The sequence below is a fragment of the Mesorhizobium sp. NPDC059025 genome (assembly GCF_042739655.1).
Lineage (GTDB): Bacteria > Pseudomonadota > Alphaproteobacteria > Rhizobiales > Rhizobiaceae > Mesorhizobium.
This window is the reverse complement of record NZ_JBHYIM010000003.1, coordinates 351,301-367,017: the sequence shown is the minus strand read 5'-3', so window position 1 is coordinate 367,017 and position 15,717 is coordinate 351,301. Positions and strand designations below refer to the sequence as shown.

7 protein-coding genes and 1 pseudogene are annotated in these 15,717 nt (G+C 61.3%); 1 reads left to right on the top strand and 7 read right to left on the bottom strand.

The window, feature by feature from the left end:
- Window positions 1–78: 78 nt before the first annotated feature.
- Complete coding sequence (locus ACFWYE_RS09675) at window positions 79–1,617, bottom strand: trimethylamine methyltransferase family protein (protein ID WP_379111013.1); 1,539 nt, start codon at window positions 1,615–1,617, stop codon at window positions 79–81.
- 217 nt (window positions 1,618–1,834) lie between these two features.
- Here ACFWYE_RS09675 and ACFWYE_RS09670 point away from each other — a divergent pair, with 217 nt between their 5' ends.
- Window positions 1,835–2,425, top strand: a complete 591-nt coding sequence (locus tag ACFWYE_RS09670; RefSeq protein WP_379111011.1) for a transglycosylase SLT domain-containing protein — start codon at window positions 1,835–1,837, stop codon at window positions 2,423–2,425.
- A gap of 600 nt (window positions 2,426–3,025) precedes the next feature.
- Here the strand turns inward: ACFWYE_RS09670 and ACFWYE_RS09665 are convergent.
- From ACFWYE_RS09665 to ACFWYE_RS09640, 6 genes and pseudogenes are all read right to left on the bottom strand, one after another.
- Window positions 3,026–5,170: pseudogene (locus ACFWYE_RS09665) on the bottom strand (dipeptide ABC transporter ATP-binding protein); the annotation flags it as partial.
- 14 nt (window positions 5,171–5,184) lie between these two features.
- The gene (locus tag ACFWYE_RS09660; protein ID WP_379111009.1) at window positions 5,185–6,342 is read right to left on the bottom strand and encodes an ABC transporter permease; all 1,158 of its coding nucleotides are present in this window, start codon (window positions 6,340–6,342) and stop codon (window positions 5,185–5,187) included.
- A 12-nt stretch (window positions 6,343–6,354) separates the two neighbouring features.
- Window positions 6,355–7,389 carry an ABC transporter permease gene (locus tag ACFWYE_RS09655; RefSeq protein ID WP_379068333.1) on the bottom strand — a complete coding sequence of 345 codons (1,035 nt, stop codon included), beginning with the start codon at window positions 7,387–7,389 and terminating at the stop codon, window positions 6,355–6,357.
- 152 nt (window positions 7,390–7,541) lie between these two features.
- Window positions 7,542–9,197 (bottom strand): ABC transporter substrate-binding protein, encoded by a 1,656-nt coding sequence (locus tag ACFWYE_RS09650; RefSeq protein ID WP_379111008.1) that lies wholly within the window; start codon window positions 9,195–9,197, stop codon window positions 7,542–7,544.
- 290 nt (window positions 9,198–9,487) lie between these two features.
- A complete protein-coding gene (locus ACFWYE_RS09645) occupies window positions 9,488–13,672 on the bottom strand; it encodes a translocation/assembly module TamB domain-containing protein (protein WP_379111007.1) in 4,185 nt (1,394 codons plus the stop codon).
- Between the two features lie 4 nt (window positions 13,673–13,676).
- Window positions 13,677–15,605 carry an autotransporter assembly complex family protein gene (locus ACFWYE_RS09640; protein ID WP_379111006.1) on the bottom strand — a complete coding sequence of 643 codons (1,929 nt, stop codon included), beginning with the start codon at window positions 15,603–15,605 and terminating at the stop codon, window positions 13,677–13,679.
- Between the last annotated feature and the right edge of the window lie 112 nt (window positions 15,606–15,717).

Sequence of the window (15,717 nt, the reverse complement as noted above, 5' to 3'; positions counted from 1 at the left end):
GACAATTCAACAGGTTGTAGGGAGTTGGAGAATCTTTGCGGGAGGAAGTTGAATCAGTTCCGGAAGTCGATGCGGCGATCACGGCTCGCCTGCTCCGATCTCTTCCTTGCGCTTGGCCATATAGGCCTCCAGAGCCTCGCGCCGGGCGGAATCCATCGGCGGCTGCACATATTCGGCCAGCGCCTTCTTCCACAGCCCGGTCGCACGCTGCGTCGCGTCGAGAGCGCCGGCCTCAGTCCACGCTTCATAGTTCTGCCAGTTGGACAGCAGCGGCTGATAGAAGGCGGTGGCATAGCGCTCCAGCGTATGCGGCTCGCCAAAGAAATGCCCGCCGGTCGGCACGCCTGCCAGCGCATCCAGCGCCAGTTCCCCGTCGTTGACTTCGATGGGACGCAGGAATTCCATCATGTGCTGGATCATCTCGACGTCGATAATGAACTTTTCGTACGACGCGGTCAGCCCACCCTCCTGCCAGCCGGCTGCGTGGTAGACGAGATTGCCGTGGCCAAGCAGGGCACCCCACAATGCCATCAGCGTTTCATAGGCGCCCTGAGCATCGGCAGCGTTGGAAGCCGAGCCCGGCGTGGTTCGGTAAGGCAGGTTGTATCGTCGCGCCAACTGTCCGGAAGCGATGTTGGCCTTGGTGTTTTCGGGGGTGCCGAAGGCTGGCGCGCCGGAGCGCATGTCGACATTGGAGGTGAAAGCACCATACATCACCGGGCAACCTGGGCGCACCAGTTGGGTCAGCGCGATACCAAACAACGCCTCGGCATTCTGCTGTGCCAGCGCTCCGGCCAATGTCACCGGACTCATCGCGCCCATCAGGGTGAACGGGGTCACGCAAGCGGATTGGCCGAACTCGGCCATGGTCATCAGCCCTTCCGCCATCATCTCGTCGAAGCGCCTCGGTGAATTGACCGAGATGACGGTACCGACACCGGGATCATCGGCGGCCTGCTCGAGAGAGAGCCCGCGCGAGATCGCCATCATGGTGATGCCGTCCAGCGCCCTGCCCCGACCGATGGCCGAGACGTGGAACGGCTTGTCGGTCAGCGTCAGATTGGCGAAGTAGGTATCGAGATGACGCGTGTTCGCCGGCAATTCGATCGGCGCGCAGACCTGGTTGCCCAGCATGTGAATACAGTTGAAATGTTGAGCAAGGCTGACCAGCTCATGATAGTCGCGCAGATTGCCTGCACGGCGGCCACGCTCGAAGTCATGCACATTGGGCGGCCCGGCCACGAGCGTGAAATTGATGATGTTGCCGCCGAATGTCAGGTCGCGAGCGGGATTGCGCGAAGCCAGCTTGTAGGACGACGGCGCTGTCTTGAGCGCCTCGGCTATCAGACCCCGATCAAGCCGCACCGTCATGGTTCCCTGATCGACATCCGCTCCGGCATTTTGAAACACCGCAAGCGCACGCCGGTTCATGAGCTCGATGCCCATGTTTTCCAGGATATGCAGCGATGCGTGATGGATCGCTTCGACCTGATCGGCGGAGAGCAGCGCCATCGGTGGATAAGGATTTTCCACACGGCGCGTTGGCAATTGCGGGATCGAGGCCCCGGCTCTCGAATGGACGCGTTCGGCGCTGCGTCTGGCGCGAAGTGCAGTCATGCTCTCATCAGAGCGCTATTCGGTGTCCTCTACTATCAATAATACGTCATTTCTGGACGAGATTTTATCTAGAGCGTCATTCATTCCGATCGTAATAAAATAAAAACGACATAAGTCGGTCGAAAAAATAACATTGCCTTTTTTTGCCTTGTATCCGCCCAACAGGTTAAGAAGCGCGGCAAGACTCCTTTTATGATTTGCGACTAATGCTTTCGCCATGCGTGCGTACAGTTTTAGTCGAGTTTTAGCGGTCGGTTTCGTGCTGGTGCTTGGCGCTTGCGCGACGGCGCCAAACCGCATCAACGATGTGTGCGCGGTGTTTGACCAGCGCGACGGCTGGTTCAACGATTGGCGCTCCTCCGCAGAACGCACGCAGCGGAAATATGGCATTCCGGTACACGTGCTGATGGCAACCGTGCGCAAGGAATCCGGCTTCAACAGCAACGCACGCCCGCCTCGTACCAAACTGCTCGGCTTTATCCCCTGGACACGTGTCTCCAGCGCCTATGGCTATTCACAGGCGCTCGACGGCACCTGGAGCCAGTATCGGCGCGAAAGCGGCAACTTCACTGCAAGCCGCACCAATTTCGCCGACGCCGTCGATTTCGTCGGCTGGTACCACACCAAGACAGTCGATACCTATGGCGTGGCGCGCGATGACACCTACAACCTTTACCTCGCCTATTACATGGGCTGGGGTGCCTACAAACGCGGAGACTGGCGCGGCAACAGCGGCATCCAGCGCTATGCACGCGACACCGCTGCGATGGCCGACCGCTATCGCGGCCAGTTGCAGAGCTGTCGTTGAACCTGGCAGCCCGCTAACAGAAGCAGTTTATCTGGGCTTCCGGCCAAACACCCGCACATATTCCTCTTCGCCGCCGTCGGCTAGCGCCTTGGCCTGCTTGATCCACTCGTCGCGTTCGGAGCGGCCCAGCAACATCAGGCGCTTGTCGACCCACTCCCGCTCGGCTTCAGACCAGCCGGCGATCTGCGCAAAGCGATAGACGCCAAAATCATTCAGAACGATCTCGATCTGCGGCCCGATGCCGACGATCAGCTTGAGATCGTCGGGCTCGGCAGGTCGCGCCATGCCGGCCGGTCGGCCGACATCGGCAGGATCGATCGGTTCAGCCGGAGTTTCGACGGGCGCTGATACAACCGACTTGCCTGCGGCTTTTGCCGGCTTGGCTGACCCAGCCTTTGCTTTGGCACTCTTTGCCGGGCTTGCCTTCTTCGGCGTTTCAGTCGCCTTGGCGGAGGCTTTCCTGCTTGCCGGCTTTTTCTCGGCAGTCGGTTCTGCCGGAACGTTGGCGGCCTCCGCCTTCTTCACCGTCGTGGTCGACTTGCGAGCAACGGCAGCCTTGCGGACTGGCTTGTTGCCCCTGGCCGCCGCGGCAGCGTCGACACCCCCCACGGCATCGTCCGGGACGCCTTCGAGCGCCGCATGTTCCTTGTCGAAACGGATCACCGGCTCCATGGTTGCCAGGACTTCATCGGACAGCCAGCAGAGGCTCCTGTGCCCATCGCCAAAATCCTTCAACGGCGGCACTTCCTTCTCGCAGCGACCATCGGCCACCAGGTGTTTGTAGCGGCAGCGCGTCTGGAAAGGACACCCGGTCGGCGGATTCATGGCAGAGGGGATATCGCCCTCCAGCACGATATGTTTTTTCACCACCGAGGTGTCGGCGATGGGAATCGCCGACAGCAGCGCCTCGGTGTAGGGATGATAGGGCGGCGAGAATATCTGGTCGGTCGTGCCCTGCTCGACGATGTGGCCGAGATACATGACGACGACACGGTCGGCGATGTAGCGCACGACAGACAGGTCGTGGCTGATGAACAGCATCGTCGTCTTGTTCTTGCGCTGGATGTCCATCAACAGCTCGGTGACGGCAGCCTGAACCGAAACGTCGAGCGCGGAGACGGGCTCATCCGCCACCACGACTTTGGCTGAACCGGCAAAGGCACGCGCCACGCCGATGCGCTGTTTCTGTCCGCCGGAAAGCTGTCGCGGCTTGCGCTCGGCGAATGCTCTCGGCAGCTTCACGAGGTCGAGCAGTTCGAGCATGCGCTGCTTGCGATCGGCGACTGTCTTGCCGACCTTGAACTTCTCCAGCGTGCGGATGATCTGCGAACCGACTGTGTGGCTGGGGTTCAGCGTATCGAACGGGTTCTGGAACACCATCTGGATTGCGGACACCGTGTCGACGTTGCGCTTCTCGATGCCGGTGGACTGGATCTCGCTGTTGCCGAGCGTCACCTTGCCGGAGCTTGCAGTCTCCAGGCCGAGAAGGACCTTGGCCAGTGTCGACTTTCCGCAGCCGCTTTCGCCGACGATGGCCACGGTTTCGCTTTCGCGCGCCTCGAAGCTGATCGTCTCGTTGGCCTTGACAGTACGGCCCTCGCCACCACCGAACACGCCGCCGGCACCGACGTGATAATACTTCTTCAAGTCGTCTATCTTGAGGACCGGCGCGCCCGGCTTGACCGGCTCCGCGGATTTCTTCGCGCCTGGCGGCAATGCCGCCCAGTCGATCTCGTTGAAGCGCACGCAGCGTGAGAAATGCCCTTCGTGGCCCTCGACATCGATCATCGGGATTTCGGCAGCATTGCACACGCCTTCGACGAAGTGGTGGCAGCGCGGGCCGAAATTGCAGCCCTTCGGGCGTTCGTGCGGCAGCGGCAACTGGCCGGGAATGGCGATGAGCGGCCGTTCATTCTTGTCAGCACCGGGCAGCGGGATCGAACGGAACAACCCTTGCGTATAGGGGTGCCGCATGCGGTCGAACACGTCCTCGATCTTGCCTGTTTCGACTGCTTCACCCGAATACATCACCGTGATCTTGTCGCAGGTTTCCAGGATCAGCCCCAGATTGTGCGAAACGAAGATCATCGAGGTGCCGAACTGCTGGCCGAGTCCCTTCACCAGTTCGACGATGCCTGCCTCCACCGTCACGTCGAGCGCGGTGGTCGGCTCGTCGAGCAAAAGCAGTGCCGGCTTGGACAACAACGCCATGGCGATGACGATGCGCTGCTGCTGGCCGCCGGAAAGCTGGTGCGGATAGGAACGCATCATGCGTTCCGGGTCGGGCAGCTTGACCGCACGCACCATTTCCAGCGAACGCTTGTAGGCCTCGTCCTTCGACACCTTGTCGTGGATGAGCGGCACTTCCATCAGCTGCTGGCCGATCTTCATGGCCGGGTTCAGCGAGGCCATCGGCTCCTGATAGATCATGGCGATCTTGTTGCCGCGGATGGAGCGAAGCTCCTCCTCGGTCATCTCGCCCATATCCTTGCCCTGGAACTTGATGCGTCCGCCGACAATCCTGCCGACGTTGGACAAGTCCCGCATGATGCCGAGCGACACGGTCGACTTGCCGCAACCGCTCTCGCCGACGATGCCCATCGCTTCGCCCGGCATCACCGTGCAGGAAAAATCCATCACCGCCGGTATCTCGCCCTTGCGGGTGAAGAACGAGATCGACAGGTTCTCGATCTCGATGATCGGCTGGGCATTGGCGGTGTTCGTGGCTTTTACGGCTTCGTTCATGGCGTCGCCCTCCACTAGTCTTTCATTGATTGTTCACGCAGCGAGTCGGCGAGCAGGTTCAGTCCCAGCACGAACGACATCAGTGCGATCGTCGGCGGCAGCGCCGGGTGGATGAAGGAGCGCAGCAAACGGCTGGCATCCTTGATCGCCGTTCCCCAGTCCGGGCTTTCCGGCGCGAGACCGAGACCGAAATAACCCAGCGTGCCCAGCAGGATGGTGGTGTAGCCGATACGCAGGCAGGCATCGACGATCAGTGGCCCGCGCGCGTTGGGCAGGATTTCCCACAGCATGATGTACCAGGGGGTCTCGCCGCGTGTCTGCGCCGCCGCCACGTAGTCGCGTGTCTTGATGTCCATGGTCAGGCCGCGCACGATGCGGAACACACCGGGCGAGGACGCGAACACCACCGCCACGAAGATGTTCAACTGGTTCGGCTCGATGTGGACGATCCGCAGCGGGTCGGCGTCGAACACCAGGCCGATATAGATCCAGCCGCCCAGCACCAGAGTGAGCCCCATGAGCCAGTAAAGCCGGTCTGGCCTGTTCTTGTAGCGGGTCCAGAACAGCACGCAGAAGAAGATGATCGGGAATAGGAAGAACAGGCCGGCCATCGCATAGGGGATCGGCGTGTCCATGATGCCCGGCGTGACCAGCAGGTAGAACAGCAGGATCACCGGGAACGCCAGCACCAGATTGGCCAGGAACGACAGCACCGTGTCGATCTTGCCGCCATAATAACCGGCAGGCAGGCCGAGCGTGATGCCGACCATCAAGGCAAAGCCGGTGGCCGCCGGCGCGATGATCAAGACGATCTGGCTGCCATAGACCATGCGCGAGAAGATATCGCGCGCCAGCTTGTCGCCACCGAACAGGTACACGCCCTTGGAGGCCGGCTCGATGGCTCCGGGCAGTGCATCTTTCATCACCGGTATCTGACTGAGCGGGTCGAAAGGCGCCACGGTTGACGCGAACATCGCCGTGAACAGCCAGAACAGGCAGATGACGACACCGGCTATGCCGACGCTGCTGTCGAAGAGCTGGCCGTAGAGGCCAAGTCGTTTCTTGTAGGTGAAACTCAAACCCAGCACGATGGCCAGTGCCAGCCACACCGGCCAGAACCGCACCAGAACGCCGACAATGATGTTGAAGGCACCGATAAATTCGATCTGCATCGCTCGCCCTCCCTACTGCACGCGGATGCGCGGATTGAGGTACGCATAGCCGACATCGGAGATCAGCTGCGTGATCAGCACGATGAACACCGAGACCAGCGAGCAGCCAAGCAGAAGGTCGATGTCATTGTTACCGGCGGCTTCCACCAGCGTGTAGCCGAAGCCCTGGTAGCGGAACATCGTCTCGACGATGACGACACCGGTCAAAAGCCATGGAAACTGCAGCATGATGACGGTGAAAGGCGCGATCAGCGCGTTGCGCAGCGCGTGCTTGACGACCACGTTGGAGAAGGACAGGCCCTTCAGCCGCGCCGTGCGGATGTACTGTTGCGTCATCACCTCGACCATCGAGGCCCGCGTCATGCGCGCGATGTATCCGATGCCGTAGATCGCAAGCGTGATCACCGGCAGCGTGAAATTGTAGAAGGTGATGCCTTGCGCCGCCGACGCCGCGGAGCCGTTCAACCAGCCGAGCCAGGACGCGAAGATGACGGTGAAAATAACGCCCGAGACGTATTCAGGCGTGGCTGTCGTCGCGATGGACGCGACCGACAATATTCGATCGGTGCGCGACCCCTCCCGCATGCCCGCAAGGATGCCTATCAACAGCGACACCGGCACCATCACCACCAGCACCCAGAACATCAGGATGCCTGTTGCGCGCAACGCCGGAAACAGCTTAGCGGCAACCGTGGTCTTGAATTTTGTCGAACAGCCGAAATTGCCTTGCAGCACCCCGGAATAGGCCGGCTCGATCGGATCGTTGCAGAAGGAGAACCGCTGTGAAGCCTTGCCGGTCGCAGGATCGACGATTGGCTCCATCTTCAGGACGCCCAGCCAATGGCCGTAACGGACGAAGAAATTCTGCCGGTAGCCGTGATTGACCAGCCAGCTTTCCAGCTGTTCTGGCGGCGTGTGCATCTCGGTCTGGCTGATCGCCAGTTTCTTCAGGTTGGGTTCGAGGTTCACCAGAAAGAAAACGACCAGCGTCAGGCACAGCATGGTCAGAAGAATGGTGCCGATACGTCTGGCTATGAATGAGAGCATTGCGTCCCCCTGCCGGCCGGGTTGGGGTCTAAAGCGATCAACCCTGTGTCAAAAATCTTTTTTTGGATTTAGGGCCGCCACGACAAGGGGCGTCGCGCCGGCGATGCCACGGGCATGGGAGACGCCGTCCCCCATGCCCGCCGAACGATCAATCAAGCCTGCTCGAGCCAGACCTTGCCGAAGTCGTGCTCGTAGGTCGGGTGCATCGAGTGGTTCTTAACCTCGGGTTTGATGTTGATGTAGAGCTTGCGCCAGTAAGGCTGGATAATGATTCCGGAATCCTGCAGCGTCTGCTCGATATCCTTCATCACCACCTTGCGCTTCTCGGCATCGGCGATCGACAGTGCCTCGTTCACCTTCTTGTCGAAATCCGGATTGGCGTAAGCCGTTTCGTTCCAGGCTTCGCCGCTGCGATAGGCGATCGCTATGACCTGGATACCCAGTGGACGCATGTTCCAGTTGGTTTCCGAGAACGGATACTTCGTCCAGTCATTCCAGAAGGTCGAGCTCGGCAGGACCGTACGTTTCACCTTGATGCCGGCCTCGCGCAGCTGTGCTGCGATCGCGTCGGTGGTGTTCTTGTGATAGTCCTCGTCGTTGCTGATCAGCTCGTGCTCGAAGTCGAGCGCGCCGGCTTCCTGCAGCATCTGCTTGGCCTTGGCGATGTCGCGCTTGACCTTGGGCAGCTCCACATATTCCGGATGGATCGGCGCAACATGGTGGTTCTCGCCGGGCGTGCCGGCATTGCCGTAGCCAAGCTGCAGCACGGTCGCGTTGTCGACCGCAAGGCACATCGCCTGACGCACCTTCTGGTTGTCATAAGGCTTCGCCTTGACGTTGAAGCGGGAGCACACGGTCGCGGCAGTCACCACTTCCGAAGCCGGCGCGCCGACATCAGCGATGATCTTGATGTAGTCCGCGGTCGTTTCGTGGTTGGTGTGCACTTCACCCGACTCGAACGCCGCAACGGTAGCTGCTGGGTCGGTACCGTAGTCGATGAACTCGACGCCATCGAGCAGCGCCTCGCCACCCCACCACTTGCCGGTTTCGCGGCGCTTGTACACCACCTTCTGGCCGACATCGTAGGAGACCAGCTCGAATGGGCCGGTGCCGATCGGGCAGTTTTTGAAATTGGCGCCCTTCTCGTCGAACGTCTTGTGCACGATGAGCGCAGGGTAGTCGGTCATGTTGGCGATGATGGCGATATCCGGGCTGGTCAGCTTCAGCTTGACCGTCATATCGCCGACCTTTTCGACCGAACCCTCACGCAGCTTCTTGGTCTTTTCATCGACAAGGCTACCGAGGCGACCCGGCATCGAGTTGCCTTCCGCAGCCTTGTCGGCCCAGCGAGTCAGATTGTAGATCACGTCATCGGCGGTGAACTTGTCGCCATTGTTCCACTCGACGCCAGGACGCACATGCAGCGTGTATTCGGTAGCGTCGTCGTTGATTTCCCACTTCTCCAGGAGATAGGGCTCGAAGGTGTATTGTTTGGTGTACTTCACCAGCGGCTCAAGCGCCTGGCGCTCGGCATTGGAGATTTCCGACCAGTCGGCGGTACGCGGATCCTTGGGGTCCTTGACGTTCATCGCCACCTTCAGGACACCGCCCTTCTTCGGCGTTTCCTGAGCCTGGGCGGGTGTTGGTGCAGCGATACCCAGCAGGCCATAGGCCATCGCCGTCGAAGCACCGAAAATGCTGGCCATCGCCAGGAACTCGCGACGATCAATGCCACCTGACTTGACCTGTTCGGCCATCGCCAGGATATGATCCGGAACGCGATCGCCATTGCTTTCATATGTTGTCATGACTAGCTCCCATTATTGGCTTTTCGCCTTTTAACATTCCGCACCTGACCGCCGTTGTCAAAGAACGGCCAGCGTGAGAACTCGCAGCAAGAGTGCAACTTTGAAATGGGAGCAGTTGGCGCGATAGCGACAATCTTGGCGGAAATTTGCTATCGAGGGCAAAAAACAGACGGTCACCGGTTCTGCGTAAACCGCGTGCATTTCTGTCATGATACAATCAGCGCTGCTGTGGCAGCGCCAGTTGCCGCACAATGTCGGTCCACCTGGACTGCCACACCCGAAGCTGCGGCCTAGTATTCTTTCTCGTAGAAAATGCCGCCCTTGGCCTCGCCATCGTCGGAGGCCTCGCCACGCAGCTTGACGCCCTTGCCGACATTGAAGTCGATGCGCGCCTTGCCTGAGCCAGGCTTCTCGCCCTTCTGGATGTTCAGATAGGTGCGATCGTTGAGATATTTGCCGGCCGACACCGCCGTCCCGCCCTGTTCGTCGGTGGTTACGTCGAGATCATCGACGCCGAGTTTGCCGCGCAGCTTTTCCAGCAGCGACGTCGACCCGCCAACACCGCTGAGCTGCGCCGCCGCCTCTGCGAGCTGGGCAATCTGCAGCGGCGACAGGTTGGACATCGAGCGGCCGAATATCAGACGGGCCAGAACCTCGTCCTCGGGCAATGCAGGCACCGAAGAGAACGTGAACTTAGGATTGGTCGCCTCGCCGGAAACAGTGATGTTCACCGTCGCGTCGCCAGCCGTCGATTCCGCCACCATGTTGAGATACGGCACCAGCGAACCCGAGAAGGTCAGCGTGCCTTCGGTGAAGGTCAGCCGTTTGCCGAGGATGGAAAGCCGTCCTCGCTGCAGCGTGAACTTGCCGACAGCCTGCGGCGCGGAAGCTGAGCCGGTCAGCCGCAGATTGCCGCCGAGCTCGGCATCGAGACCACGTCCCATCACGAAGATCTGGTTGGGGGCGTTGACGGTGACGTCGAGCGTCAGCCCGCCGCTTCCGCTGCTACCGCTGCTGCTGGCACCGGAAGGACGCAGCGCCTTGTCCTGTGCCTTCACAGCCGCAGGCGCATCCTTGCGCTTGATGTTCAGGGTCGACAGCGAGGTCGGCAAGCGTTCCGGCACGGTGACGACGACCTTGCCGAGGTTGATCGTACCCGCAATTGCGGGCGCTGTTGCCAATGGCCCCTTGATGGTGAGATCGCCGCCAAGGTTGGCGGTTACGATGCGGCCATCGGTGTAACGGCCGTCGACCAGCTTGATCGACAGATCCGCCGGGAACCCTCTGGCGGCATCGATGGCGACCGTGCCGCCGGCCGACAGCGTACCACGGGTCGACAATGTACCGGTCAGCCGGTTGATGGTGGCAATGCCATTGGCCATGCCGATATCAAGCGTGATGTCCTTGACCCCGAGCCCCGACTTCGCGTCGAGGAGCCGCGCTCCAGACGAGCGCACGGAGCCGGCGATCACCGGCTTCGTCGCTGGGCCGCGCACCTGCACCGAAACGTTGGCCCCACCGGTCAGCGAAAGCCCCTGCTCCGCCAGCTTGCGCGACAAGAGCTCAAACGGCACGTTGCCGGCCACATCGACGGAGAGGTTTGGCGTGCCGGCGGTGGTCACGGAGCCACCGCCCTTAAGCGCCAACCCGGCTCCACCGCCGATGTCGGCATTGAAGGTGAGCTTGTTGGCCACGAAGGTGCCGCCGGATGCGATGTTGATGGCGCCGATGCCGGCATCCCGCGTCGCCGCCACCCCAAGCCCGCTGGCCTTGATGTTGTAGGTGACCGAGGGCGCGGACGCAGCGCCGGTCACCTTGGCGGTGCCAGACACGGTGCCGGCAGCGCCAAGTCCCGGCGAGAATGTATTGGCCGCAGCCACCGGTAGGTTGGCGAGGTTTACATCGATGTCGAGAGCCTTCCCCGCCGTACCCGTGATCGTCGCGCGGCCGCTATCGACGCCGACCACCAGTTTCTGGATTGTCGTCGTGCCATTGGCCACCGTGATGGTCGAAAGTTCGGGTATCACGGCCTTGAGACCACGGATCACGGCCTGGCCGGACGCAAGTTCGAGCGTGGTCACGCCGCCTGTCGATTTCACACGGCCGACCACCTTGGCGGGAATGTCCTTGACCGTGGCGCCACCGGAAAAGCCGGTCCATTCGCCATCGCGTTTCAGATCGACTGCGATACCGGTAATTGTTGTCGTGCCGGAGGTAACCGCGTCGGCCCGCACCGTGCCGGAAACCGCAGGCGCGGCAGCATAATTGGCCACCAGCGCATCGATGGCGACATTTTTGGCGATCAGATCACCGCGCTTGATACCGGCCTTGGCCTGCAAAGCCACTTCAGGCACGCCGTCGCGCTTGGCGAAGCGCACCGTGCCGCGCACATCGCCTTCCGCTTTTTCCAGAGCCAGCGCCGCCAGCGGCCCGATATCCGGCAGATCGATCGTCACTGTACCTTCCGGAAGGAAGGCCTCGTCGAGGACGAGATCGCCGGCCACGCCATTGTTGCCGAGCGCCAGCCTTAGCCCATCGATGCGCCGCTGGCCGTTGTCGGTCTTCAGCACCGCCTTGCCCTGAAGCGGTTGCCCGGCAACCGTGGCAGACAGCGTGACGTCCGCGGCAGGGTTGGCGACATCGGCCCGGCCGGTGGCCGAGAGGTTCAATCCGTTGATCTCGCGCCCCGCAACCTCCAGCTTGTCACCGCTCAGCGACACCGAAACATCGGGAGCAACCATGACACCTTTCGCAGTGACCGAAAGGCCGACCGAGCCCTTGGCCTCCTTCGAAAGCAGCGAGAGATCGGCGAGTGCACCCTTGAGCTCGGCAACGATCTGGCCTTCGTGTAGGCTGGCGCTACCGCTGGCGGACACGGCGCCCGAATCCAGTGCAATGGAATCGGCCGTCACAGTGCCCTTGGAATCGCGCCGGATCGCGGCCGACAGCACGGCGCGTTCACCAAGCACCGGGCGCGCGGCGGCAGGCAATGCCGAAGAAGCGGCATCGGCCTTGACGTTCAACTCGATCGATCCGTCGACCAGGGCCATCTTGCCGTTGAAATCCCCGACAAGCGTATCCGAGCGGATCGACCCCTTGTCGACATTGATGGTTTCCTTCGCCAAGCTACCGGCGACATCGGCCCGGATCTTGCCGGCGATAAGCGGCGCGATGGTCGGGTTATCCAGTCCGATCTTGTCGACGGTCAGCGAACCCGTCATCGGCCCGACCCGGTTGGCAATGTCAAAATTGTTCGAATGGATCGTCAGGTCGATGTTCTCGAATTTGGTGACGGTCGTCGTCACTTTCGCCAGTGAAGCGCCGATGTCGAGCGTCGGTGTGCTGCCTTCGCCGAAAGCGCGCAGCGCCGCAGACTTCATCTCGATATCGATCGGACTTTCCTTGCTGCCGAGCGCCAGCGGCAATGTCGGACCTACCGAATTGAACTGCAGCGAAAAATCCGTGGAGCCTTTTGGCTCAACGTGGCCAGCGGCCGTGGCACGCAAGGCGTCGCTGTTGATCTGCGCCTGCTCGATTTCCACGCCACCCGTCTTGGTCGCGGTACCGGTGAAGGCAAAATCCGTTTTGCCGGCGAGCAGCGGTTTGAAGCGGTCCGGCAGGAAACGCGCGAAATCGCCATCGCCTTTCGCCTCGATGCGGTTGCCCTTTTCGGTCTGCTGGTTTCGACCGGTCAGTTGCGTGACCACTTGGCCGTCGACGCTGAAATTACCCGTGCCATTCCAGTCGGCCAACGAACCTTTTCCAGCCAGCGTGATATCGACCGATGGATCTCCAGGCAGTTGCAAGAGATTGGCGAGGATTCCGCCCGCAGGCTCCGAAGCCTTCACATCTAGGTCGAGCTTGTTGTCGGCCGGCGCGAAATCGACGGTCGCGTCGACGGTACCCTGCTTGCCGTCATTTCGCGCCACGTTGAGCCTGGCTGCCACGGCAAGCGGCGAAGCGTCGGCCTTCACCGACCCTTTGGCCGCCAGTTCCGCGATGCCTGCGCCGGCCAGAGCTTCGCCGAGCGCGATGTTGGGCAGGTCGATCGCCTTGATGTCGAGCGACACCGGCAGGCTGAAACCAGCTTCGGTGTCGCGCTTCGACTCGCCTTCAGACACCGGCAGCCGCGCCGCCTCGATGCGCCCGACCGCGACGCGATCGGCGCTAAATGTCTTGGTCAGCAACGCAAATGGCGACCAGTCCACCGCGACCTGGCGCAGCACCAGCCACGGACCCTTGCTGTCTTCCAGCACGACATGATCGATCCTCAGCGCGCCCGACCAGATGCCGTCTATGCCGGCAACGGTGACCTTGCTACCCGGCGTCGAAGCCATCGAGGAGATCAGGCCGGCGAGATTGTCGCGCCCGCGCTCCGTCGTGGTGAAGACGATCAAAGCCCCCAGCGCAGCCGCAACGACAACTGCCGCCAGGTAGAAGAAGATCCGCAATGCCCGTTTCAACAACTTCGCCATGCCGTCAGAACGCCTGGCCGATGCCGGCATAGATGCCGAAACGCGGATCGCCGGGCTCGCGGTTGAGCGGCACGGCACCATCGATGCGCAGCGGCCCGAACGGCGTGATGTAACGCAGGCCGACGCCGGCACCCACCTTCACATTGGAGAAGTCGGGAAACTGACTGGTTGAAACCGTGCCGGCATCGACGAAGGGCACGATGCCGATGGTGTCGGTGATGCCTATGCGCATTTCAGCCGAGGTCTCGAAATAGGACAGGCCGCCAGTCGGCTTGCCATTGATATCCTTCGGGCCGATGCCCTGGTAGGCATAGCCGCGCACCGAACCGCCGCCGCCCGAATAGAAGCGCCGATCGGCGGGAACGTCCTGCAGGCCCGCGCCGACGATCGAGCCAAGGGCGACGCGACCAGCAAGCACGAACCGCCCTCCGGTGTCGATTGCCTGGTAGGCGCTGCCCTCGCCGCGCAGTTTCACGAACGTGGCGCCGTTCAGGAGGTCATAACTTGGCTCGGCATAGGCGAGCAGCCTGAACCCGCTCTTCGGGTTCAGTTTGTTGTCGCGATTGTCAAAGACATACTGCAGCGGCACGCTGGCAATCAGATAGTCATGCTTGCCGAAACTGTCGGTTATCTTCGAATAATCGAGCGAAACCTCAGCCGAGACTGTCTGCCGTTTGTCGAGCTCATAGGACAGTCCCATGCCGCCCTTGGTCGAGAAACGGTCATAGGCGTCGGGATGTTCGTAGACCGTCTTCAGGTTGGCGAAGAACTTCGATGCCGGCCCGACCACGCCTGGCTTCTCGAACATGATGCCGGCATTGTAGTTGAGCTCGCCCAAGGCATTGGCGCCGATGCCACTGATCTTGCCTTCAATGCGCAGCTTCTCGGCGCGGCCGAACAGGTTGCGATGCCCCCAATAGCCTTCCAGGCCAAGCCCTTCCGTGTTGGAGAAGGTCCCGCCGACACCGAAATAGCGTGGCTTGCGTTCGCTGACCTCGACACCGATCGGAATGTTCCCATCCACATCGAGTTTTTCGCCTTCCTTCAGCGAGACGCTGTTGAAGACTTCCAGCCCGAGCAGGCGATCACGGGCATCCTCGATCTGTTTCGGCGAATAGCGCTCGCCGCGCTTCAAACCTGTCATGTACTCGGTGAACTCGCGGTCCACCGCCTCGGTGCCTTCGACGGTGGTCTGACCAATGCCCGCGACCGGACCGGCCTCGACAGTCAGCGTCACGTCCAGCCGTCCGTTGTCATGGTCGGCCACGACCTCGCGATCGGTGACCTTGGCCAGCGGCCTGCCCTCGTCCTTCAGTGCCTTGACGAGCCGCGCTTCGGCCTTGAGCACCGCGCCGGAGCCTGCGTCGCCACCGGAGATCAGGCCAAAATCCGCGCTTGCCATCCCCGCGGCGTCGCCCTTCAAACGGATGTCGCCGAGCGTGAATTTCTGGCCAGGTCTTATGGTGATGGTCACCGGAACGGGTTGTTGTCCCTTGAACTCGGCGTCTGGCGGCAGATCGTCAAGCGATTTGCCGGCAATGGCGATATCGACGACGCCTTCGTAGCGGGCATCTTCGTAGAGTGCGGCTACCAGTTGCTCGCGGTCGCCGCGCGCCTTGGTCATCAGGCCGAGCGAACCCGAAACCGGACGCTCCTCGTCATTCTTCAGGCTGGAGACATTCTCCAGTTTTTCCTTCAGGTCGTCGTCTGCGTCCGGCACTTCGATTGTGACCGTATAGTTCAACGGATCGGTGATTGCCTCGTCGGCCTTCTCGTCGGAGCCCCAGAGCTTGATCCCGAACAATTCGAAGGCTGTTGCCCGGTGGCTTTCAGCCACGACGGCAGAGAAACCAAGGACGGACAAAAACAGGGCGCGCGAAAGCGCACGCCAGCACGTGCTTGCTCTCCAACAGCGCCTCTCCTGTACAGGCATCAACTCGCCTTGTCCCTCAATACGCGGACCCTACCTCCCAATGCTCCCTACAGGTAAACTTGGAATGAACATGTGAAGCCCTCGTAAACCAACATTGCGGCTGCATTGCAAA

Bases quoted from the DNA above. Each gene is read 5' to 3' on its own strand.
- ACFWYE_RS09675 (WP_379111013.1), bottom strand. From the start codon at position 1,617: ATGACTGCACTTCGCGCCAGACGCAGCGCCGAACGCGTCCATTCGAGA.
- ACFWYE_RS09670 (WP_379111011.1), top strand. From the start codon at position 1,835: ATGCGTGCGTACAGTTTTAGTCGAGTTTTAGCGGTCGGTTTCGTGCTG.
- ACFWYE_RS09660 (WP_379111009.1), bottom strand. From the start codon at position 6,342: ATGCAGATCGAATTTATCGGTGCCTTCAACATCATTGTCGGCGTTCTG.
- ACFWYE_RS09655 (WP_379068333.1), bottom strand. From the start codon at position 7,389: ATGCTCTCATTCATAGCCAGACGTATCGGCACCATTCTTCTGACCATG.
- ACFWYE_RS09650 (WP_379111008.1), bottom strand. From the start codon at position 9,197: ATGACAACATATGAAAGCAATGGCGATCGCGTTCCGGATCATATCCTG.
- ACFWYE_RS09645 (WP_379111007.1), bottom strand. From the start codon at position 13,672: ATGGCGAAGTTGTTGAAACGGGCATTGCGGATCTTCTTCTACCTGGCG.
- ACFWYE_RS09640 (WP_379111006.1), bottom strand. From the start codon at position 15,605: ATGCCTGTACAGGAGAGGCGCTGTTGGAGAGCAAGCACGTGCTGGCGT.